Here is a 19,936-nt window from a genome sequence, read left to right as displayed (position 1 = left end):
TTATGTCCGCGATTTATGATTGGTCCGTGCTCGCATTGCGCAATGTTTACGATCGTCGCATTCAGGGCCAACCGGTGCTCGACAGCGCCGCGCTGTTCCCCGATGCGGAACGTTTCACCGCCCAGTGGCGGCAGATCCGCGAAGAGGCGCTGACCGTCGCCCACGATCTGCACAATATCCCACGCTTTCACGAGATCATGATCCAACAGGAGTCTATCTCCGCCAACGACGCGCGCGACTGGCGCATGTTCATCATGAAGGCCTACGGCCAGCCGATCGCTCGCAACCTGGCGCGCTGCCCTGCGCTGGCGGCATTGATCGCCTCCTCGCCGGACGTGCTGTCCGCCTCGCTCTCCTTCCTGGCGCCCGGCAAGCAGGTGCCGCCCCACCGCGGCCCGTTCCGCGGCATTCTGCGCGGCTATCTGGTGCTGGACATGCCCAAGCGCGCCGACGGCGTACCGGCGGCGGTGCTGAAAGTGGACGGCCGCGAATACCGTCTGCATGAGGGGGAATTCATGCTGTGGGACGACACTTTCGAACACGAGGTGTGGAACGACAGCGCGCAGGTGCGCACCGTGCTGCTGCTGGATATCCGCCGTCGCGACATGCCCGGCGGGCTGCGGCTGCTCTCCAGCGCCATCATCGCGCTGGTGCGGCTGAACGTGCGCTGGATGCAGCGCCAGTTCTGAACTGCTCAGGCGATCAACCGCCGTGAGCGACCGGCCAATACCGCGCCAGCCACTGGCCGGCGGTGGTGGTGAGCAGGCCCTGACGCGCATTGAAGGTTGCCGCCTTGTCCCAGGCTACGCCGTCGGGCCGGGCGAAAGCCAGCCGGTATTTGGCGCCGACGTCATGCGGATGGTTCCGCACCGCCTCCTGCAGCCGTGCGGAGTCGAGCAGGGTTCTGTTGACCTCGACGCCCCAGTGCGCCTGCAGGAGATCGGCAAGCTCGCGGTAGGTCAACGTGTCGCCGGCGATATAAACCACCTGGTTGCGAAACGCGGGCCGATGGAAAAAAATCTCGGCCGTCAGCCGGCCAATGTCCTCAGGGGTGGTCAGCGTCACCGCATAGCGCCAGTCGCCCAGCGCGCGCACCGTTTTGCTTGCCGCGTCCACCACGCCAAAGCCGGGGTCAAACAGGTAGCTGGTGAAAATGCCCGTGGAAACAATCACCCACTCCGTCGCACGCTGCGCACGCAGCAGGTGGCGCACCTCGAGCTGTTCATCCCACACCTGCTGCCCGCTGCCTTTACCCACGACATCGTAATCTACGCCAAACTGCCACGGGAAATAGCGCGCCACGCCCGCCTGCAAGACGGCCTGGGTGATCTTTATCTGCGTGCCCGTCCCGCCGACAAAGCCGCTGCAGTTGATCACTGCGTCGAAGGAACGGAATAGCGCACTCAGCGCCTCCACGCCGTTTTGCTGCAGATCGCCTTCCACCACGGCGATGCCGAGCCGCATCAGCTCATCTCGCCGCGCCCGATGCGGGCCGCTGACGGCGCGGGCGGCCTCCGGCCGGAGCAGCACGCTGATGGTGACATTCGCATGCCGCTGAGCCTGCCGGCTCATCGCACGCAATACCGGCAGCCCCAGTTCACCGGCGCCGAGTATGAGCACGGTATTGATAGATGGATTTGTGGATTTCATTCTTGCCTCCTGTCTTAACACTGCGTCATCCTGACAGCTGACAAAAACGGGTTCAATTAGGTACACGCGTGATACCGGAGAGGAATATGACGAGCGATCGCGCAGCGCTGCTGCAATTTTCGCAGGCGTTCTGTGAAGAACTGAGCAACGACGATGAAGGGTTGAAGCGTGAGATCCTCGCGCATGCGGGCAACCGTTGGTCGCTGGGGGTATTGCATATCCTGGGCACTCACGGGCCGCTGCGCCACGGCGAGATAAGCCGCCAGCTGGCGGGCGTGACGCAGAGAATGCTGACGCGGACGCTGCGCCATCTCGAGCGGGACGGGCTGATATCGCGCTGCGATTATCAGGAAAAGCTGCCCCGCGTGGTGTACGCCATCACCGAAGCGGGGGAAACGATGCTGCTCAACATGCTGCCGCTCTGGTCGTGGATTATCTCCTCCGCCGACGCTTTCAGGACGGCCCGCTCGCACTACGATGACCAACAGCGCAACGCCGCCGAGGAATGAACGCGGGCTTCCCTGCCCTTGGGCGGCACTCAGCCGCCGCCCAGATAGGCCTTTCTCACCTCAGGATCGTTCAACAGTTCCTGGCCGCTGCCGGTGAGGCGGATCTGGCCGTTGACCATCACATAGCCGCGATCGGACAGCTTCAGCGCGTGGTTGGCGTTCTGTTCCACCAGAAACAGCGTCATGCCGCTGCGGGTCAGCTCGCGCAGCACGCCGAAGATCTGCCGCACCACGATCGGCGCCAGCCCCAGGCTCGGCTCGTCCAACAGCAGCAGCTTCGGCCGGCTCATCAGCGCGCGGGCGATAGCCAGCATCTGCTGTTCGCCGCCCGACAGGGTCATCGCCCGCTGATTGCGCCGCTCCCTGAGGCGCGGAAACAGCTCGAACATGCGCTGTAAATCCTCCGCCAGATAGCGATTGCCGACGGTGATGGTGCCCATCAGCAGGTTCTCCTCCACGCTCATGTCCGGGAAGATGCGCCGCCCTTCCGGCGCCTGCGCGATGCCGCCGGCTGCCACGTAGTGCGTGGAGCGACGGCTGATGTCCTCACCGCCGAACAGGATCTGCCCGCCGGCGATGCGCGGCTGGCCGAAGATCGACATCAACAGCGTGGATTTGCCCGCACCGTTGGCGCCGATCAGCGCCACCGTCTCGCCGGCGTTGACCTGCAGCGACACCTTGCGCAGCGCCTGGATCGGCCCGTAAAACACGTCCACTTCGCGAAATTCCAGCATCGCTTCGCTCATCCCGCCAGCTCCTCTTCGTCCGCGCCCAGGTAGGCGGCGATCACCGCGTCGTTGTGTTGGATCTCCTGCGGCGTGCCGCGGGCGATCACGTCGCCGTGATCGAGCACGATCACCCGATCGGAGATCTCCATCACCATGCCCATGTCATGCTCGATCAACAGCACCGTGATGCCGTGATGCTGGCGCAGAAAACGGATGATGCGGCTCAGCGTGGCCGTCTCCACCGGGTTCAGCCCGGCGGCCGGCTCGTCGAGGCAGATCATCTCCGGCGCGGTGCACATGGCGCGCGCGATCTCCAGCCGCCGTTGCTGGCCGTAGGACATCTCCCCCGCCAGACGGTTGGCGCAGTCCACCAGATCCACCACCTCCAGCCAGTAGAAGGCGCGATCCAGCGCGGCGTTCTCCGCCCGACGATAGCCCGGCGTATTCAGTACGCCGGCGATCAGGTTGCGGTTGCTCTGCATGTGCTGCGCCACCAGCAGGTTCTCCACCACCGACATTTCACGAAACAGGCGGATGTTCTGGAAGGTGCGCGCCAGCCCGGCGCGGTTCACCAGGTGCGTGCCGCCGAACATCTTGTAGTAGAGACGCGAACCGAGCCGCTTCGGGCGTATCCAGTCGCCGGCGCGGAACTTCTGCCCCAGCACCTGGATCACGTCGGTCGGCCGCTTGTGGGTATTGAGCAGGATCGCGCCGCCGGTGGCGCGGTAGAAGCCGGTCAGGCAGTTGAATACCGTGGTCTTGCCGGCGCCGTTGGGGCCGATCAGCGCGGTGATCGAGCCGCGCTCCACCTCCAGATTGACGTCGTTCAGCGCCTTGATGCCGCCAAAGCGCATCATCAGGTGCTCCACCCGCAAAATGGCATCGCTCATGGCGCCACCCCCTTGCGCTCAGCGAAGCTGGATCGGCTGATGCGCACCAGCCCACGCGGCCGCCAGATCATCATCGCCACCATCAGCACGCCGAACAGCAGCACCCGGTATTCGGCGAAGCTGCGCAGCAACTCCGGCGCCACCGTCAGCACGAAGGCCGCCAGCACCACGCCGAGGGTGGAACCCATGCCGCCCAGCACCACGATCGCCAGGATCAGCGCCGACTCGAAGAAGGTGAACGAAGTCGGGTTGACGAAGCCCTGATAAGTGGCGAAAAACACCCCCGCCAGCCCGGCGGTGGAGGCGCCCAGCATAAAGGCCGACAGCTTCACCAGCACGTGGTTCAGCCCGAGGGAGCGGCAGGCGATCTCATCCTCGCGCAGCGCCTCCCAGGCGCGGCCGATCGGCATGCGCGTCAGCCGATGCTTGATATACAGCACCAGCAGCACCACCAAAAACAGCACCGCGTAGATGAAAATGAACTTGAGATTGGGGTTGTAATCGATGCCGAGAAACTCGTGGATCGGCACCCCGCCCTCTTTGGCCCGCCGGCCGAACTCGAGGCCGAACACCGTCGGCGCCGGCACCGAGACGCCGTTCGGCCCGCCGGTGAGCGACATCCAGTTGTTCAGCACCAGCCGGATGATCTCGCCGAACCCCAGCGTAACGATCGCCAGGTAGTCACCGTGCATGCGCAGCACCGGGAAGCCCAGCAATGCGCCGGCCAGCGCCGCCATCAGCGCGCCCAGCGGCAGCATCGCCCAGAACCCCAGCCCGAGATACTGGTAGCCCAGCGCCAGCCCGTAGGCGCCGATGGCGTAAAACGCCACGTACCCCAGATCGAGCAGCCCCGCCAACCCGACCACGATGTTCAGCCCCAGGCCGAGCAGCACGTAGATCAGGCCGAGGATCGCCACCGTCAGCAGGTATTTGGTGGCGACGAACGGGAACAGCAACGCGATCGCCGCCATCAGCGGCAGGATCCAGCGCAGGTTGGATTTATAGCCGAGCGGCCGCACGTAGACGCCGTCGTTGCCGCCGTCGAAGCGCGCCAACACCTTACGCCCCGGCGCGGTTTGCAGGAACAGGCTCAGCAGCAGCCGCCCGGCCATCACCGCGACGATGATCCACACCAGCCGGTGCGGCTCGAAGTTGAAGCTGTAGCCGTTCAGCACGATGCCGACGATCGGCCCGAACACGATCAGGGCGATCAGCCCGGCCAAGACGGCGTCCAGCAGGCTGCGTTTAACGTCCAGCCCGCCGTTGATCACGGATTGCGACATGGCGTTCTCCTTAAACCTTGGCGACCAGCGGCCGGCCGAGCAGGCCCTGCGGCCGGAAGATCAGGATCGCCACCAGCAACCCGAAGGAGAACACGTCCTTATAATCCGAGTTCACCATGCCGGCAAACTGCGCCTCCGCCACCCCGAGCAGCAGCCCGCCCAGCATCGCGCCCGGCAGCGAACCGATGCCGCCCAGCACCGCGGCGGTGAAGGCCTTGATGCCGATGATAAAACCGACGTAAAAATCGAAGGTGCCGTAGTTCATGGTGATCAGCACGCCGGCCAGCCCGGCCATGGCGGCGCCGATCACGAACACCAGCGAGATCACCCGATCGGTATTGATGCCGAGGATCGAGGCCATTTTGCGATCCTGCTGGGTGGCGCGGCAGATGCGCCCCAGCCGGGTGCGCTGAATGATGTAGGTGAGGATCGCCATGCCGAGCAGCGACGCCACCAGAATAAACACCTTGGTGTAGGTGATCTGCAGCACGCCGCCGTCGAACTCCAGGCGGAACACGCCGCTCAGCAGCGTCGGGATGCCCTGCTGGCGCGGCCCCTGGCTAATCTGCGCGTAGTTTTGCAGGATTAACGACATGCCGATGGCGGAGATCAACGGCGCCAGGCGGGTAGAGTTGCGCAGCGGCTTGTAGGCGATGCGCTCGATCACCCAGCCGTAGACCCCGGTGATGACGATGGTGAACACCAGCGTGCCGAGGATCAGCAGCGGGAACGAGTGCAGCCCGAAGAACGACAGCAGCGCCAAACCGATGGCGCAGAGATAGGCGGAGATCATGTACACCTCGCCGTGGGCGAAGTTGATCATGCCGATGATGCCGTAAACCATGGTGTAGCCGATGGCGATCAGGCCATACACCGGACCGAGGGTCAGGCCGTTGATCAGCTGTTGCAGAAAGAATACATCCATAATGAGCAGTCTCGCCTGGTAAGGCCGCCAACGCAGTCCGATGCGGCCCAAAGGTCATCGCGGAACGGGCGCGCCACAGCGGCGGGCCCGTCTGTCATGGGGTCACAACTTCAGTATTGGGTTGTTCAAAGCTGGTGATATTTGCCCTTGTCATCCCACTGATAGACCACGTAGTCCGAAACCTTCAGGTCGCCCTTCTGGTCCCAGGCTTTCTTGCCCATCACGGTGTCCACGTCGTGCGATTTCAGCCATTCGGCGGCCTTGGCGCTGTCTTTGCCGCCGGTGGCGTTGAAGGCGGCGGCGATCGCCTGGATCGAGGCATAGGAATAGAGGGTGTAGCCTTCCGGCTCAAAGCCGCTGGCGCGGAACTTGGCGATCACCGCCTTGCCTTCCGGGATCAGGCGCGGATCGTTGCCGAAGGTCATCAGCACGCCGTTGGTGTACTGCGGCCCGCCGGCAGCGGTCACCAGCTCTTCGGTCACCACGCAGTCGCCGGAGAAGAACTTGGCGGTCACGCCCTGCTCGCGCATCTGGCGCACCAGCGGCCCGGCTTCCGGATGACAGCCGCCGAAGTAAACCACGTCCGGCTTGACCGAGGCGATCTTGGTCACCAGCGCGTTGAAGTCTTTTTCGCCGCGCGACAGCCCCTCATACAGCACCTCTGTGACGCCGCGCTTGTTCATCGCCGCCTTGGCGGCATCCGCCAGCCCCTGGCCGTAGGTGTCTTTATCGTGGATCACCGCGATGCGTTTGGCCTTCAGCGTATCCAGCATGTAGTTGGTGGCGATCGCGCCCTGCTGATCGTCGCGCCCGCACATGCGGAACATGGTCTTCATGCCGCGCTCGGTGATCTGCGGGTTGGTGGAGCCGGGGGTGATGGCGATGATGCCGGCTTCGTCATACACCTCGGAGGCAGGCATGGTGGAAGAGGAGCAGAAATGGCCGACCACCGCCGAGACCTTGTCCTGATCCACCAGCCGGTTGGCGACCGCGACAGCCTGTTTCGGTTCGCAGGCGTCATCCCCCTGCACCAGCTTGATTTTTTCCCCTTTGATACCGCCGGCGGCGTTGATGTCCGCCGCCGCCTGCGAAGCGCCGCGCCAATACTGATCGCCATAGGTGGCGTTCGGCCCGGAGAACGGCCCGGCGACGCCGATGACGATATCGGCCTGCGCAGAAAAGGCCGTGCCTAAACAACCGATGAGCAAAGCAGCGAGCGGACTTTTTATCAATTTCGATGACATTGTTATCTTCCTCAGCACTGTTGTAGCGAAACGCCCTGGGGCGCGGATCAGTCACTTTATGTGTAGACGGGGAAAATAATTTTCTTGAGAGCGCAGTCGCATTCCCCAAAAATGGGTAAGCAAAAATCCAGCCATTGTGACGACGAATACATATTGTTTGCTTATTCATCCTACATATCAGTTGCAGCGCAGCGTGTGGCGGGGATAACCGAGAGTCTGGGCAGTGCGGCTAGCGTGAGAGGGAGAACGGCCTTGCACCATCGCCGTGCAAAGGCTTGTGCAATCGTTGTGGGCCACAAAATCACCGCACAGCGATGGAAAATGCCGAAAAACAGCGCAAGATGTTCATTCCGCCAGCAAACGCGCTTTTTTTGCAGTTTAGCGCTTTGACAAACCCCAGGTGCCCCGCTATTATTCGCCCCGTTCACACGATTCCTCTGTAGTTCAGTCGGTAGAACGGCGGACTGTTAATCCGTATGTCACTGGTTCGAGTCCAGTCAGAGGAGCCATATTTAGAGAAGCCCGCTTAAGGAAACTTAAGCGGGCTTTTTGCTTTTGGCGCGTGCGCGCAATGGCAGAGATGCCACCGGCTTTCTGAACACTGCCTTAACGCTATAGGTTGCTATAGGTTATTGAAGGCACTTACATAAAATACGGCTTGTCACCGTCAGTGCCCGGCTGGTTGACGCCGATGTTCCCACCCAGATGTTTTTTCGGTTGCTCGATGATGTCGGCAATTAAAGCGGCGACGCTCTTGCGCGATACGATGGTTCCTTTGAACGGCGCATTGCGGGCGGTAAGCTCATAGTCAACCTGGTCTTCGTCCGTTAACCAGGCCGGGCGCAGAATGGTGTAGTCCAGCCCGGAGGCTTCAATCGCGTCAGCCGCCCGACGAAATGGCTTGAGGGGCTCACCGATGATCGCGTTGTTCCATTCACCGAATTTTCCCGGGACCTCATCATAAATCCCCAGCGAAAGAACGAAGATCAGGCGCTTGACGTCGCTGGCCTGCATGGCGGCAATCACCGCCTCAGCCTGCACATCCAGATCCTCCCCCGTCAGGTTGGCATACACCAGATCCTGGCTCTGCATCGCTTGTTTCAATGCGGACGGGTTCAACACATCGCCGATAAGGATCCGGCCGTTGGCCGGGCGCGACCGGATTTTTTCCGGCCGGCGAGCGAACAACGTTTGCACAAGCGACTGTTCATCCGCCAATCGGTCGATAACATGACGGGCGATTTGGCCGCCGGCGCCAAGGATCAATACATTTTTCATGGTGTTCTCCATCGGTTATTCACCCAGGTGCGCGGCTAAAAACGGCAGCACCTTGTCCATCGCTGCACGAACGGCTTCCGGCTTGTCATACAGCTCGTAATGTGAAAAGTCCGCTAACGAGACCAGCTCGCGATGCGCCGAAGCCGTTGCGCGCCCATAGACTTCCATGCCATCACGATAGGCGCCAAAGGCACCGACTTTCTCGCCCACCACCACCATCACCGGCTGAGTCAGCAGCACCTCGGCAAAGGCGAAGGCATCCCAGGCCAGCGTTTTTTGCGCATGCGAGAACAACATGCGTGTCGCGCCACCCGGCTGTTGGCCGCGCGCGGTCTTGTAATAGTCTGTCGCTTCGAAAACGTCGCGTTCGGTGAGCCCATGGGCCGTTGCCTCTTGAGGACTGGCGGGCAGCAGTTCATTGACCTGAAGCTCTCCGCCCCGCGCTTCCCGGGTGCGCTGCGCAGCCATCGCGTTCAGCGCGCCCAGCGGATCGTAGCCGCTGAAGCCTTCGCGGAAGAGTCGCCCAATATTAACGCCGGTGATGCTCACCACGGCTTTGATGCGTTTCTCTGTCAGCGTGGCATTGACGGCATAACCGCCGCCGCCGCAAATGCCCAGCACGCCGATACGCTCCGCATCGACATACGGCAAGGTGACGGCATAGTCGATGACGCGGCTGATGTCTTCCACCCGCTGGGTCGGATCTTCTATCCAGCGCGGCGCCCCGCCCGACTCCCCCTGAAAACTGGCGTCATAGGCGATAACGACGTACCCCTGTTCCGCCAACGCCTTACCGTAAACATTGCCGGAGGTTTGTTCCTTGCAGCTGCCGAAAGGATGGACGCTGACCACCGTCGGGTAGCGCTTGGATTCATCGAACCTTGGCGGCAGCTGAATGTTGGCGGCGATGTGCCAGGCCATATCGGCGTTTTGGATGCGAACATTTTTCATTACAGTGTCTCTTCAAAGAACGGCGCCAGGACGGAAACGGCTTCGGCGACATAGGCTTTGCCGTCATACAATTCCATATGATTCGCACCTTCGACGATGTGGTAACGCTTGTCGCTGCTCGCGGCGCGATCGTATAAATCGTCACTCATCCATTTACTGCCCGCCACGCTGCCCGCCACGATCTGCATCGGCTGAGTCAGATACACTTCAGCCATATGGTAGGCGTCGTAGGTAATGATCTGGTTGAGGCTGCGCAGCGTCGCATAGCCGGGCGCCGTCGGATATTGCGCGCGCGGGGTGTGGTAATACTCCCAGGCCTGGCGCAGCTCTTCGTTCGGCGCATCGGATTCTTTCATCGGCGCCAGCGGCATGGTGGCATGTTCACCGCTGCTGATATCGCCGGTACGGGCGTTGGAACCCGCCTCAACATACGGCAGCGCATCAATGGACTTCACATTGTTTTCCCACCCGTTGCGGAACATCGAGCCGATATTGACGGCGCTGACGGTGCCGATCGCCTTGATGCGGCGATCCTGGATCGCAGCGTTGGCGGTATAGCCCGCGCCGGCGCAAATTCCCATCGCGCCTATGCGCTCGTTGTCGACATAAGGCAGCGTGGTCAGGTAATCAATCACCGCGCTGACGTCTTCGGTGCGGATATAAGGGTTTTCCAACTGACGCGGTTCGCCGCCGCTTTCCCCCTGATAAGAGGCATCGTAAGCCACGGTCACAAATCCCTGCTCCGCCAGTTTTGCGGCATAGGTGCCGGCGGTTTGCTCTTTCACGCCGCCCCCCGGGTGAGAAACGACGATGGCCGGATACTGACGGCCCGCGTCGAACGCCGGTGGCAAATAGAGCACTGCGGAAAGATCGATGGTTGGGTTATTGCTATTAGTGAAGCTGATTTTCTGGTTCATCATCCGGTTCCTCATCAGGGTGGTCGGTTAACTACATCGTTTCTGATTCTCACTATAGACATTGAACATTAAGATGATTAGACCCAAAATAATGATTGGACCTATCACTTAAATGATTAATCAGCCGAGCGGAAAACAGAGATGAAACGTGATGAGATAGCCGATTTGGTGGCATTTGTGGTGGTCGCCGAGGAGCGCAGCTTCACCCGGGCCGCGGCCCGCCTGGGCATGGCGCAGTCGGCGTTAAGCCAGATCGTCCGCCGCATCGAAGAACGGCTGGGGTTTCGTCTGCTGACGCGCACCACGCGCAGCGTAGTGCCCACCGAGGCCGGGGAGCAGCTTTTGTCGACCCTTGGCCCCATGCTGCAAGACCTGGATTCCGTCATGACGTCACTGGGCGAGCTGCGCAACCGCCCTTCCGGCACCATACGCATCACCACGGTGGAGCATGCGGCAAAAACCCTGTTGCTGCCCGCCATGCGCACGCTGCTGAAATCTCACCCAGAAATAAACGTGCAGCTCCTGATCGATTATGGTCTTAGCGATGTGGTCGCCGAGCGTTTCGATGCCGGCGTCCGTCTGGGGGGAGAGATGGATAAGGATATGATTGCCGTGCGGATTGGGCCTGATATTCCGATGGCGATCGTTGGCGCGCCGGATTATCTTGCCCGGCGAGGCACCCCGACTTCGGTGGCGCAGCTGGTCGATCATCAGGCGATTAACCTCTATCTTCCCACCTCGGGTACCGCCAACCGCTGGCGACTCATGCGCGGCGGACGTGAAGTTCGGGTTCGCATGGAAGGCCAACTGTTGTTAAACACCATCGACCTGATCCTGGATGCCGCTCTCGACGGGCACGGCCTGGCCTACCTACCTTGCGATCAGGTGCAGAGCGCCCTTGACGAGAAAAAACTCGTTCGCGTGCTGGACAAGTTCACCCCGGACCTGCCGGGGTATCATCTTTACTACCCGCACCGCAAGCACCCAGGATCGGCCTTTTCTTTGCTTATCGATGTGCTTAGGTTTAACGACGCGCAGAAGCCCAAATAGCGTACTGCCGCCAGCTGACAACGGCGCTTACAGCACAAATTCGTAGTGCGAACCGTCCGGCAGTTCGACATCCAGGCGCAGTTTGCCGCCCGCCGCCTCAACATAGCGTTTGAGCGAGGAAAGCTTCAGATCGCGGCCCGGCTTTTCCATCACGGCGACGGTCGGTTGCCTGATGCCCAGCGCCTGCGCCATTTCAACCTGGGTTTTCTGCACCTTATCGCGCAGCTCGGCAAGATGGATGTTCAGCATAATCTCCGTCGCCATTGCCTGCGCTTCGGCCACGACCTCGGGCTTTTCATCCGCAATAAGCTGTTCCAACGTTCTGCCCATCGCGTCACTCCTTCTCTTTTAGTGTGTTCAGCCAATTCGTGAATTCCCGATCGGCAATCTGCAGCATTCGATCGTAAAAACGTTTTTCATTGCCCGCTTTATTGCCCGCGCAAAGCACCATGCCGACACGGTACGGATCGAAGGCGAAGAATGCCCGCAACGGTTCGCCACGGCTCTGAATACGCAGCTCTTTCATGTTGCAGTAACACGAGCCTTTAACCGTATCGGCATAGGGCCTGGGCAAGCCGGGTCCTTTTTCCCGCAGAACCATCAATGCGGCAAGCACTGCGGCTCGCTCGGCATCGTTGAGAGAGCTAAACCAGTTATCAAACACATCCGTTGTTTTAATTTCCCACACGGGGCCTCCCTGCAATATAGGTCAATTGCTATATAGATGTAAAGCTATAGCAGAGAGGTGCGGGGATGATATGAAGCAACATAAACCTTTGCTGTAATGTGGAACGTACGTTCGGGCATTGATGCAAATGCCGTGTAGGTATTCACCTTTTTACGCGCTGTGCCGAACAATCGGCACGGGGCAGTTCCCCGCCCCGCCATTAACCCTGTCACAAAAGCGCATAACGTTCTCGGCGCCCGGTACCACGGTGGCGCACGGCATGCGGCTGCACGCCGCGTGACACCGGTTTAACGCCTGGGTGAGCCTCGCCCTTATCGCCCCAGCAGCACCGTTGCCCAAACAACGATGGTCATCAGCACCGCCACCAATTGCGCCGCGCCGCCCAGATCTTTGGCGCGTTTGGATAACGGATGCAGCGCCAGTGAAATACGGTCGACCACGGTCTCAATCGCCGTATTAAGCAGCTCGACCACCAACAGCAAGAAACTGCAGGCGATTAATAACAGCCGTTCCATTTTTGTAATATCTAAAGTAAATGTAACAACCAGTAAAATGGCGTTAATAACCAATAATTGACGGAATGCATCCTCGGTCAACATGGCATCAATAAAGCCGGCCCATGAATTCCTTATGCTGTAGGTTAATCGGTTTATTCCTTTTTTCTTTTTCACAGGCATCTATTCTGCTCTCATCCACATCACGGCGACCAGGCGAAAATAAGTCACACGCCGTGAATTTGTCCGTGGTTTATTAGTTAAAGACTTTAATCTATCCCCTCTGGGGATCATCCACTCACTCAGGTTTTAGCATCCACGACTGGAACCGCACCGCACGAAAAGCACCCTGACGCGGCAATTATCCTGGGGACGTTAAAAGACGATTCGCGATCAATCGGTTAAAGTGTTTTTTCGTACAATCGGTAGCGCTTATAAGGCACCGCGCCGATGCGTTCTAAAATCGTCCGCATGCCGGTATTGGTTTCCAGGATCCACGACATTTCCAGCGCGTCGATATTGCGCTTGGCGAAGGGCTCGCGCAGCGCCTCAATCAGCAGCAGCGCAATAATCGGCCCGATGCGGCTGAATTGATATTCCTGACGCACGCCCATCAATGGCACCCGTGCCGTGCGCACGCCGCTGACTTTCAGGCGCCACAGCAATTTGGCCCAGCCGAAAGGCAATAACCGCCCCTGCAGATCGGCAATGGCCTCGTTAATGTTCGGCAGCCCGACGATAAAGGCACAGGGCGCGCCGTCCACCTCGGCGATATGGATCATATCGTCGGGCACCAGGAACTTCAGCTGATCCCCCATGGTGGCGAACTCGTGTTCGGTGAACGGGACAAATCCCCAGTTATGCTGCCATCCGGAATTGAACACCTCCCGCAACACCTGCATCTCTTCCCGAAAGCGCTTACGGTTGAGGCGACGAACGGTCACCTTTTTGCGCACCTGGTCCATCATCCGGCTGAGCGACGGCGAGAAATGCAGGTCGGTTCTTTTCATCCAATAGGCAAGCAGATCAATCCCTTCGCTGTAACCCTGCTGCGCTATCTGGGTCGCATAGTAGGGTTTGGCATGCGTCATCATGGCCGACGGCGGGGTGTCAAATCCCTCGACCAACAGGCCGCTCTCCTGATTGATGTTGAGGCTGAACGGCCCGGTGATCTTGCGCGCGCCCTTCGATCTCAGCCACTCTTCCGCCGCCGAAAATAGCGCGCTGAAAACGGCGGGATCGTCAACGGCGTCAATCATGCCGAAGTGACCGGTATCTTCCCCATGCAGCTCGCGATGCAGGGAGTCAATTTGTGCGGTAATGCGCCCGACGACCTTCCCCTGTTTTTTGGCCACCCACGCCTGCCATTCGATATGGTCGGTGCCGGGATTTTTCTTTGACAGGTGTTCTTCACGCTCTAAATACAGCGGCTCAATCCAGTTCGGATCATCGCGAAACAGTAACGAGGGGAAAGCAATAAACTCTTTAAGTTCGGGTTTATCCAGAACTTTCTCAATACGGATCATAAATAGCCTTAGGTTTTAATAAAATAATCAAATATGAGCGCGACAACGCCTTTAGCATTTTTTATGCTGTTCTCTTTTATTGAATTGTGTCTTGCCTCCGGCTAAACGATAAGAAAAACCGAATATTACCCCCGGTGAATCAGCGCATTAATTGCCCGTTACTCACCCGTAAACACTGTTGATGGTGCAAAAAAAGGAAAGCCCAAAGCGGCGCAGGCATGCTACGCTATTGGTGCTCTTTTATTATTTAGTGCTGTCTCGGCAAAAGAATCCTGCCCGTTTTTAGTGTGCCGACTTTAATCATGAGGGGCACCGTCATTTTTACCACTTAATGCTGTTTTTAAGATTCAGGTTAAATCAGGCATTCACTTTTTGATTTCTTGCGGCATACTGTTTAGGAAGTGTTTAAGTTCTAAGATAGCCATGCATGAGGTCATAACCTATGAGGCGACAGTTATTCCCTGCCCGACAGACACAAACTAAAGAACGGCAAAGCCAGGATATCACAATATCTCCCCGTATATCCCCAACGCGCCGCTCAAGGCTGATGACGCAAGTTGCTCACGGGTTACCGGGTTAATAACTGACGCGCTACTCAAGCTCGGCAATATACGCTGTTCGCGGAATGAAGATGGTTGAATAACAAACTTATTCAAATCCTATTCATAGTAAAATATCAATTACCTCGCCAAGAGTGATGTATCTCTTTTGGTGATTTTTAATCTATGGCTAAGTTTGTCTATGTCTGAAACAAGTTCTGTTCATTCTCTTCCTATGCGCTATGCGGACTTCCCCACTTTAGTGGACGCGTTGGATTACGCGGCGCTCGGTAATACGGGAATGAATTTTTACGACCGTCGCAATCAACTCGTGACCGTTCTCGAATATCGCACGCTGCAGCAAAAAGCGATCTCGGGCGCGCGGCGTTTATTGTCGCTGAAACTCAAGAAAGGCGATCGCGTGGCGCTTATCGCCGAAACCAGCGCGGGATTCGTCGAAGCCTTTTTCGCCTGCCAATATGCCGGCCTGGTGGCGGTGCCGCTGGCGATCCCCATGGGTGTCGGCCAGCGTGATTCCTACACCGCCAAACTGAAAGGGCTGATCGCCAGCTGTAATCCTGCGGCGATCATCAGCAGCGAAGAGTGGACGCCGCTGATCGCCTCCGCCACGGAACGCGCGCCGTCGCTGCACATTCTCAGCGACGCGGACTTCAACGCGCTGCCAGAGCCGGCGATCGCGCTGCCGGCGCCCTCACCCGACGATATCGCCTATCTCCAATACACCTCGGGCAGCACGCGTTTTCCGCGCGGCGTGATCATCACCCAGCGGGCGGCGATGGCGAACCTGAACGCGATCAGCCGCGACGGCATCAAGCTGCGCGCCGGCGACCGCTGCGTCTCCTGGCTGCCCTTCTATCACGATATGGGCCTGGTCGGTTTCCTGCTGACCCCGGTAGCGACCCAGCTGTCCGTCGACTACCTGCGCACGCAAGATTTTGCCATGCGCCCGATGCAGTGGCTGAAACTGATCGCCAAGAACCGCGGCACGGTGTCCGTCGCCCCGCCGTTCGGCTACGATCTGTGCCTGCGCCGCAGCAACGCCAAAGAGCTGGCCGATCTGGATCTCTCCAGCTGGCGGGTCGCCGGCGTCGGCGCCGAACCTATTCCGGCCGAGCTGCTCAGCCAATTTGGCGAACACTTCAGCAGCATCAACTTCGACAGCAAAGCCTTCATGCCTTGTTACGGCCTGGCGGAGAACACGCTGGCGGTCAGCTTTTCCGATCCTTGCTCCGGCCCGCAAACCAACGCGGTCGACCGCGATATTTTGGAGTACCAGGGTAAAGCGGTCGCGCCCGGCAAGAAGACCCGCGCCGTTTCGACCTTCGTCAACTGCGGCCGGGCGCTGCCCGGGCATCGCATCGAGATCCGCAGCGAAACCGGGCAACCGCTGCCGGAACGCCAGGTCGGCCATATCACGATTTCCGGTCCCAGCCTGATGAACGGTTACTTCTGCGACGATGAGTCCCAGCAGCAAATTCAGGTGACCGGTTGGATGGATACCGGCGATCTGGGCTACCTGCTGGACGGCTATCTGTACGTCACCGGCCGCAAGAAGGATTTGATCATCATTCGCGGCCGCAATATCTGGCCGCAGGATATCGAGTACGTCGCGGAATCCGAACCGGAAATCCGCTCCGGCGATGCGATTGCCTTCGTGACCGAAGAACACGACGAAGCGGCCAGAATTATTTTGCAGATCCAGTGCCGGGTCAGCTCGGAAGAACGTCGGGAACAAATCGTCCATTCGCTGAGCGCGCGCATTCAAAGCGAATTCGGCATCGCGGTGGACATTGAGCTGCTGCCGCCGCACAGCATTCCCCGCACGTCGTCGGGCAAACCCGCCCGCGCCGAAGCCAAAAAACGCTGGCTGAGCGCCTCGCTATATCCGCAACTGCCGCAGCTGGCCGGTTTCGCGCAATGAGCGGCACCGTCGCGGTGACGGGCGCGACCGGCTTTATCGGCCGGCATATCGTCCAGGAACTGCTGGCGCAAGGGTTTAGCGTGCGCGCCCTGACGCGGCAAGCCGGAAAAGCCACCGCCGACAACCTGCAGTGGATCCCCGGCGCGCTGGAAGATCGGCCCTCGCTCACCGAACTGGTGCGCGGTGCGGAGTGCGTGGTGCACTGCGCCGGCCAGGTGCGTGGGCATGCGGAAGCGGTGTTCACCCGCTGCAACGTGACCGGCAGCCTGAACCTGATGCAGGCGGCCAGGCAGAACGGCCGCTGCAATCGCTTCCTGTTCATGTCGTCGCTGGCGGCCCGCCATCCGGCGCTGTCCTGGTACGCCCATTCAAAACAGGCCGCCGAACAGCAACTCATCGCCGCCAGCGGCGATATCGCGCTGGGAATTTTCCGCCCGACGGCGGTTTACGGCCCGGGCGATAAAGAGCTGAAACCACTGTTCAACGGCCTGCTGCGCGGCGTGCTGCCCCGGCTGGGCGCGCCTGACGCCAAACTCTCTTTTCTGCACGTGAGCGATTTGGCGCAGGCGGTCGCCCAATGGTTATTGGCGCAGCCCGCGCAGCCGAATATTTACGAACTGTGCGACGGCGTGGCCGAAGGCTATAACTGGCTGCGCCTGCGGGACATCGGCGCTGCGGTGCGCCAGGGCCCGGTGCGCCTGGTGGGCATTCCGCTGCCGCTGCTGAAAGCCATGGCGGATATCGGCGGATTGTGGAACCGCCTGATTAAACGGGAGCCGATGCTGACGCGCAGCAAAATACGCGAATTAACCCATCGCGACTGGTCCGCCAGCAATCATGCGCTGTCGCAGCAGATTAATTGGTTTCCACAGGTGAGTTTGGAGCGCGCGCTGCGTGAAGGGCTGTTTTAATTATTCCAATTAGAGGTGTGTCAACGTTCTTATGCTAAATCGCGATGCTGTAATGGATTATATCCTGACGTGTTTGCAAGGTATCGTCGAAGGCGGAGTCGAAATAAAGCCTGATAGCGATCTCGTCAATGATCTTGGCCTGGAATCCATCAGGGTATTGGATCTGCTGATGATGCTGGAAGATGAATTAGATATCTCCATCCCGATCAATATATTGCTTGATGTCAGAACGCCAGAGCAACTGCTTGACGCGCTGCGCCCTTATCTGGAGAAAAGCCATGGGACTGTATGATAAATTTTCGCGGCTCGCGGGCGAGCGTGAACAATTTCAAACGTCCGGCCTGAACCCGTTCGGTACCTGCATCGACGAAGTCTATTCCGCCACTCAGGGGCGCATCGGCGATCAAAAGATTGTCCTCGCCGGCACCAATAACTACCTCGGCCTGACGTTCGACGCGCAGGCGATCGCCGCCGGCCAGGCGGCCCTGGCCGCGCTCGGCACCGGCACTACCGGCTCGCGCATGGCGAACGGCAGCTACGGATCGCACCTGACGCTGGAGCGGGAATTGGCGGAATTCTTCGATCGCCCCAGCGCCATCGTGTTCTCCACCGGCTATACCGCCAACCTCGGCGTCATCAGCACGCTGGCGGGGCCGGGATCCGTGGTGTTGATCGATGCGGACAGCCACGCGAGCATTTACGACGCCTGCGCCCTCGGCGGCGCGGAGATCATTCGCTTCCGCCACAATGACGCCGCCGATCTGGAGCGCCGCATGCTGCGCCTGGGCGAGCGCGCCCGCGAGGCGATCATCATCGTCGAAGGCATTTACAGCATGCTGGGCGACGTCGCCCCGCTGGTGGAAATCGTCGATATCAAGCGGCGGCTGGGCGGCTATCTGCTGGTGGACGAAGCGCATTCCTTCGGCGTGATGGGCGAGCATGGCCGCGGCCTGGCCGAGGCGCTGGGCGTCGAGCAAGACGTGGATATCATCCTGGGCACCTTCAGCAAAAGCCTGGCTTCGATCGGCGGTTTCGCCGTCGGCGGCAAGGGGATGGACGTGCTGCGCTACAGCAGCCGGCCGTATATCTTTACCGCGTCGCCGTCGCCTTCCAGCATCGCCTCGGTGCGCACGGCGCTGCAAAAAATCGCGCGCCATCCCGAGCTGCGGGAAAAACTGTGGAGCAACGCGCACCGCCTGTACCACGGCCTCGCCGAACTGGGGTATACCCTGGGGCCGCGCATCAGCCCGGTGGTGCCAGTGATGATCGGGTCGAAGGAAGACGGGCTGCGTTTCTGGCGCGAGCTGATCGCCCACGGCGTGTATGTGAATCTGGTGCTGCCTCCGGCCGCGCCGGCGGGCGTCACCCTGCTGCGCTGCAGCGTCAATGCCGCGCACAGCGATGAAGAGATCGATGCCATCGTGCGCGCCTTTGCCGCGCTGAAAAAATAAAGCCTTTCCCTGTCGGCCGCGGCGGCGGTGCCGGAAACGTCATCGCCGCCCTGCCGAACCGATGCGCACCTCAGTGCGCAGCCGTTGACACTCCATCAGCCGAATAGCGATATCCCTGCGCCGCCATAAATTCCGCGATGGCCTGTTCCGCCGCCGAAAGCACCTCTTCGATCGGCCGATCGGCGTCGAGATCCACGATATCGGCACCTTCGAACGTCAATAACGGCGTGACGGCGATCTTCTTCTCCAGCGCCGCTTTGCGATGATCGGGCTTGCGGGCGCAGGCCACGTCCAGACTGACATTCAGCTTGAGGACCAGATCCGGTTTTTGCCCCGCCATCCATTGGAACGCCGCCCGTTCGCGCGCCGCCAGCCAACGGACAAAACGGCTGCCTTCCACATCGACGGGAAATACCGTGCCGTCATACGCGCCGGGGATCTGCGCCTGTGGAAAACGGTCGGTCAACACGATGAATCCCTGCCGGCGAAACGCCAGCATGCGGCGAAACCGCAGCAGCCGCCGCCCCACGAAAGCGATGATCACCGCAGACGGCAATAGACCGATGCGGGATTTTTTCGTTTTGACTTTTTTGGTATTGCTCTCGATAGCCTTGCCCACCGAGCGCCCCAGCAGCGGCAATTTCGCCGCCGCGCGCCCGACGTTGCCCGCCTGTTTGCCCAGATGCACCTGCACCGCCGGGCCATAATGTTTCACATACTCGATCAAATGTTCGCAAACGGTGGACTTACCCGAACCGTCGCTGCCAATAACCGCAATCAACGGCGGAAATTTTGCACTCATAATCAAACTCTCTTTCAATACGCCGGAAACGGCGCGCCTTATTTGAAGCGAAATATCACTCACGGCCGTGGCGACAGCGCGAAAGAAACTCTCTTCACGCGGCGACAAACAGCACAAAATATTAAGCGAAAATAAAAAACCGCCGCTCGTTTTCCGCC

At 59.8% G+C, this 19,936-nt stretch carries 21 protein-coding genes and 1 tRNA gene; 8 read left to right on the top strand and 14 right to left on the bottom strand.

Annotation, left to right across the window (positions count from 1 at the left end):
- Positions 1 to 2: 2 nt before the first annotated feature.
- On the top strand, positions 3 to 689 hold the full coding sequence (locus tag ACRAWE_RS03215; protein WP_019452443.1) for an aspartyl/asparaginyl beta-hydroxylase domain-containing protein: 687 nt from the start codon (positions 3 to 5) through the stop codon (positions 687 to 689).
- 13 nt (positions 690 to 702) lie between these two features.
- Here the strand turns inward: ACRAWE_RS03215 and ACRAWE_RS03210 are convergent, their stop codons facing one another.
- Positions 703 to 1,650 (bottom strand): aromatic alcohol reductase, encoded by a 948-nt coding sequence (locus tag ACRAWE_RS03210; protein WP_432524769.1) that lies wholly within the window; start codon positions 1,648 to 1,650, stop codon positions 703 to 705.
- Positions 1,651 to 1,736: 86 nt separating this feature from the next.
- Between ACRAWE_RS03210 and ACRAWE_RS03205 the strand changes: the two genes are divergently transcribed.
- A complete protein-coding gene (locus ACRAWE_RS03205; RefSeq protein ID WP_019452440.1) occupies positions 1,737 to 2,159 on the top strand; it encodes a winged helix-turn-helix transcriptional regulator in 423 nt (140 codons plus the stop codon).
- A 29-nt stretch (positions 2,160 to 2,188) separates the two neighbouring features.
- Here ACRAWE_RS03205 and ACRAWE_RS03200 read toward each other — a convergent pair whose 3' ends face one another.
- The 5 genes from ACRAWE_RS03200 to ACRAWE_RS03180 form a co-directional block, all read right to left on the bottom strand.
- Positions 2,189 to 2,905 (bottom strand): ABC transporter ATP-binding protein, encoded by a 717-nt coding sequence (locus ACRAWE_RS03200; RefSeq protein WP_019452439.1) that lies wholly within the window; start codon positions 2,903 to 2,905, stop codon positions 2,189 to 2,191.
- Positions 2,902 to 3,777 carry an ABC transporter ATP-binding protein gene (locus ACRAWE_RS03195; RefSeq protein WP_019452438.1) on the bottom strand — a complete coding sequence of 292 codons (876 nt, stop codon included), beginning with the start codon at positions 3,775 to 3,777 and terminating at the stop codon, positions 2,902 to 2,904. The genes ACRAWE_RS03200 and ACRAWE_RS03195 overlap by 4 nt, the downstream gene beginning before the upstream one ends.
- On the bottom strand, positions 3,774 to 5,060 hold the full coding sequence (gene livM / locus ACRAWE_RS03190) for a high-affinity branched-chain amino acid ABC transporter permease LivM (RefSeq protein ID WP_197667759.1): 1,287 nt from the start codon (positions 5,058 to 5,060) through the stop codon (positions 3,774 to 3,776). The genes ACRAWE_RS03195 and livM overlap by 4 nt, the downstream gene beginning before the upstream one ends.
- A 10-nt stretch (positions 5,061 to 5,070) precedes the next feature.
- Positions 5,071 to 5,985 (bottom strand): ABC transporter permease subunit, encoded by a 915-nt coding sequence (locus ACRAWE_RS03185; protein ID WP_432524765.1) that lies wholly within the window; start codon positions 5,983 to 5,985, stop codon positions 5,071 to 5,073.
- 125 nt (positions 5,986 to 6,110) lie between these two features.
- The gene (locus ACRAWE_RS03180) at positions 6,111 to 7,229 is read right to left on the bottom strand and encodes a branched-chain amino acid ABC transporter substrate-binding protein (RefSeq protein WP_019452435.1); all 1,119 of its coding nucleotides are present in this window, start codon (positions 7,227 to 7,229) and stop codon (positions 6,111 to 6,113) included.
- A 433-nt stretch (positions 7,230 to 7,662) separates the two neighbouring features.
- On the opposite strand from ACRAWE_RS03180, the gene ACRAWE_RS03175 reads away from it, so the two are divergent.
- A tRNA-Asn gene (locus ACRAWE_RS03175) sits at positions 7,663 to 7,738 on the top strand.
- Between the two features lie 133 nt (positions 7,739 to 7,871).
- On the opposite strand, the gene ACRAWE_RS03170 is transcribed toward ACRAWE_RS03175, so the two are convergent.
- From ACRAWE_RS03170 to ACRAWE_RS03160, 3 genes are read right to left on the bottom strand one after another with little or no spacing between them, the layout of a single operon-like run.
- Complete coding sequence (locus tag ACRAWE_RS03170; protein WP_432525560.1) at positions 7,872 to 8,507, bottom strand: SDR family oxidoreductase; 636 nt, start codon at positions 8,505 to 8,507, stop codon at positions 7,872 to 7,874.
- 15 nt (positions 8,508 to 8,522) lie between these two features.
- Positions 8,523 to 9,458, bottom strand: coding sequence for an alpha/beta hydrolase (locus ACRAWE_RS03165; RefSeq protein ID WP_063919700.1), 936 nt, complete (start codon positions 9,456 to 9,458; stop codon positions 8,523 to 8,525).
- Positions 9,458 to 10,378 (bottom strand): alpha/beta hydrolase, encoded by a 921-nt coding sequence (locus ACRAWE_RS03160; RefSeq protein WP_025160200.1) that lies wholly within the window; start codon positions 10,376 to 10,378, stop codon positions 9,458 to 9,460. Before ACRAWE_RS03160 ends, ACRAWE_RS03165 begins: the two co-directional genes overlap by 1 nt.
- Before the next feature lie 138 nt (positions 10,379 to 10,516).
- Between ACRAWE_RS03160 and ACRAWE_RS03155 the strand changes: the two genes are divergently transcribed.
- A complete protein-coding gene (locus ACRAWE_RS03155) occupies positions 10,517 to 11,425 on the top strand; it encodes a LysR family transcriptional regulator (RefSeq protein ID WP_019453564.1) in 909 nt (302 codons plus the stop codon).
- A gap of 27 nt (positions 11,426 to 11,452) precedes the next feature.
- On the opposite strand, the gene ACRAWE_RS03150 is transcribed toward ACRAWE_RS03155, so the two are convergent.
- The 4 genes from ACRAWE_RS03150 to ACRAWE_RS03135 form a co-directional block, all read right to left on the bottom strand.
- Positions 11,453 to 11,755, bottom strand: coding sequence for an XRE family transcriptional regulator (locus ACRAWE_RS03150; RefSeq protein WP_074053691.1), 303 nt, complete (start codon positions 11,753 to 11,755; stop codon positions 11,453 to 11,455).
- A gap of 4 nt (positions 11,756 to 11,759) precedes the next feature.
- Positions 11,760 to 12,113: a type II toxin-antitoxin system RelE/ParE family toxin gene (locus ACRAWE_RS03145; RefSeq protein WP_432524761.1), complete on the bottom strand. Its 354-nt coding sequence runs from the start codon at positions 12,111 to 12,113 to the stop codon at positions 11,760 to 11,762.
- Positions 12,114 to 12,424: 311 nt separating this feature from the next.
- Positions 12,425 to 12,790, bottom strand: coding sequence for a diacylglycerol kinase (locus ACRAWE_RS03140; protein ID WP_063919704.1), 366 nt, complete (start codon positions 12,788 to 12,790; stop codon positions 12,425 to 12,427).
- Between the two features lie 218 nt (positions 12,791 to 13,008).
- A complete protein-coding gene (locus ACRAWE_RS03135; RefSeq protein WP_063919705.1) occupies positions 13,009 to 14,133 on the bottom strand; it encodes a GNAT family N-acetyltransferase in 1,125 nt (374 codons plus the stop codon).
- A 741-nt stretch (positions 14,134 to 14,874) separates the two neighbouring features.
- Between ACRAWE_RS03135 and ACRAWE_RS03130 the strand changes: the two genes are divergently transcribed.
- The 4 genes from ACRAWE_RS03130 to spt are packed head-to-tail and all read left to right on the top strand — an operon-like array spanning position 14,875 to position 18,976.
- Entirely contained in the window at positions 14,875 to 16,614 is a 1,740-nt protein-coding gene (locus ACRAWE_RS03130; RefSeq protein ID WP_071892015.1) for a fatty acyl-AMP ligase, read from the top strand.
- Positions 16,611 to 17,525, top strand: coding sequence for an NAD-dependent epimerase/dehydratase family protein (locus ACRAWE_RS03125; protein WP_432524757.1), 915 nt, complete (start codon positions 16,611 to 16,613; stop codon positions 17,523 to 17,525). Before ACRAWE_RS03130 ends, ACRAWE_RS03125 begins: the two co-directional genes overlap by 4 nt.
- A gap of 31 nt (positions 17,526 to 17,556) precedes the next feature.
- Entirely contained in the window at positions 17,557 to 17,817 is a 261-nt protein-coding gene (locus ACRAWE_RS03120; protein ID WP_019453571.1) for an acyl carrier protein, read from the top strand.
- Positions 17,804 to 18,976: a serine palmitoyltransferase gene (gene spt / locus ACRAWE_RS03115; protein WP_063919708.1), complete on the top strand. Its 1,173-nt coding sequence runs from the start codon at positions 17,804 to 17,806 to the stop codon at positions 18,974 to 18,976. The genes ACRAWE_RS03120 and spt overlap by 14 nt, the downstream gene beginning before the upstream one ends.
- Positions 18,977 to 19,046: 70 nt before the next feature.
- Here spt and ACRAWE_RS03110 read toward each other — a convergent pair whose 3' ends face one another.
- On the bottom strand, positions 19,047 to 19,778 hold the full coding sequence (locus ACRAWE_RS03110; RefSeq protein ID WP_019453573.1) for a hypothetical protein: 732 nt from the start codon (positions 19,776 to 19,778) through the stop codon (positions 19,047 to 19,049).
- Positions 19,779 to 19,936 lie beyond the last annotated feature (158 nt).

Source organism: Serratia sp. BFP-2025, from assembly GCF_050880365.1.
GTDB classification, from domain to species: domain Bacteria; phylum Pseudomonadota; class Gammaproteobacteria; order Enterobacterales; family Enterobacteriaceae; genus Serratia; species Serratia surfactantfaciens.
This window is presented reverse-complemented; position numbering and strand designations above follow the sequence as displayed.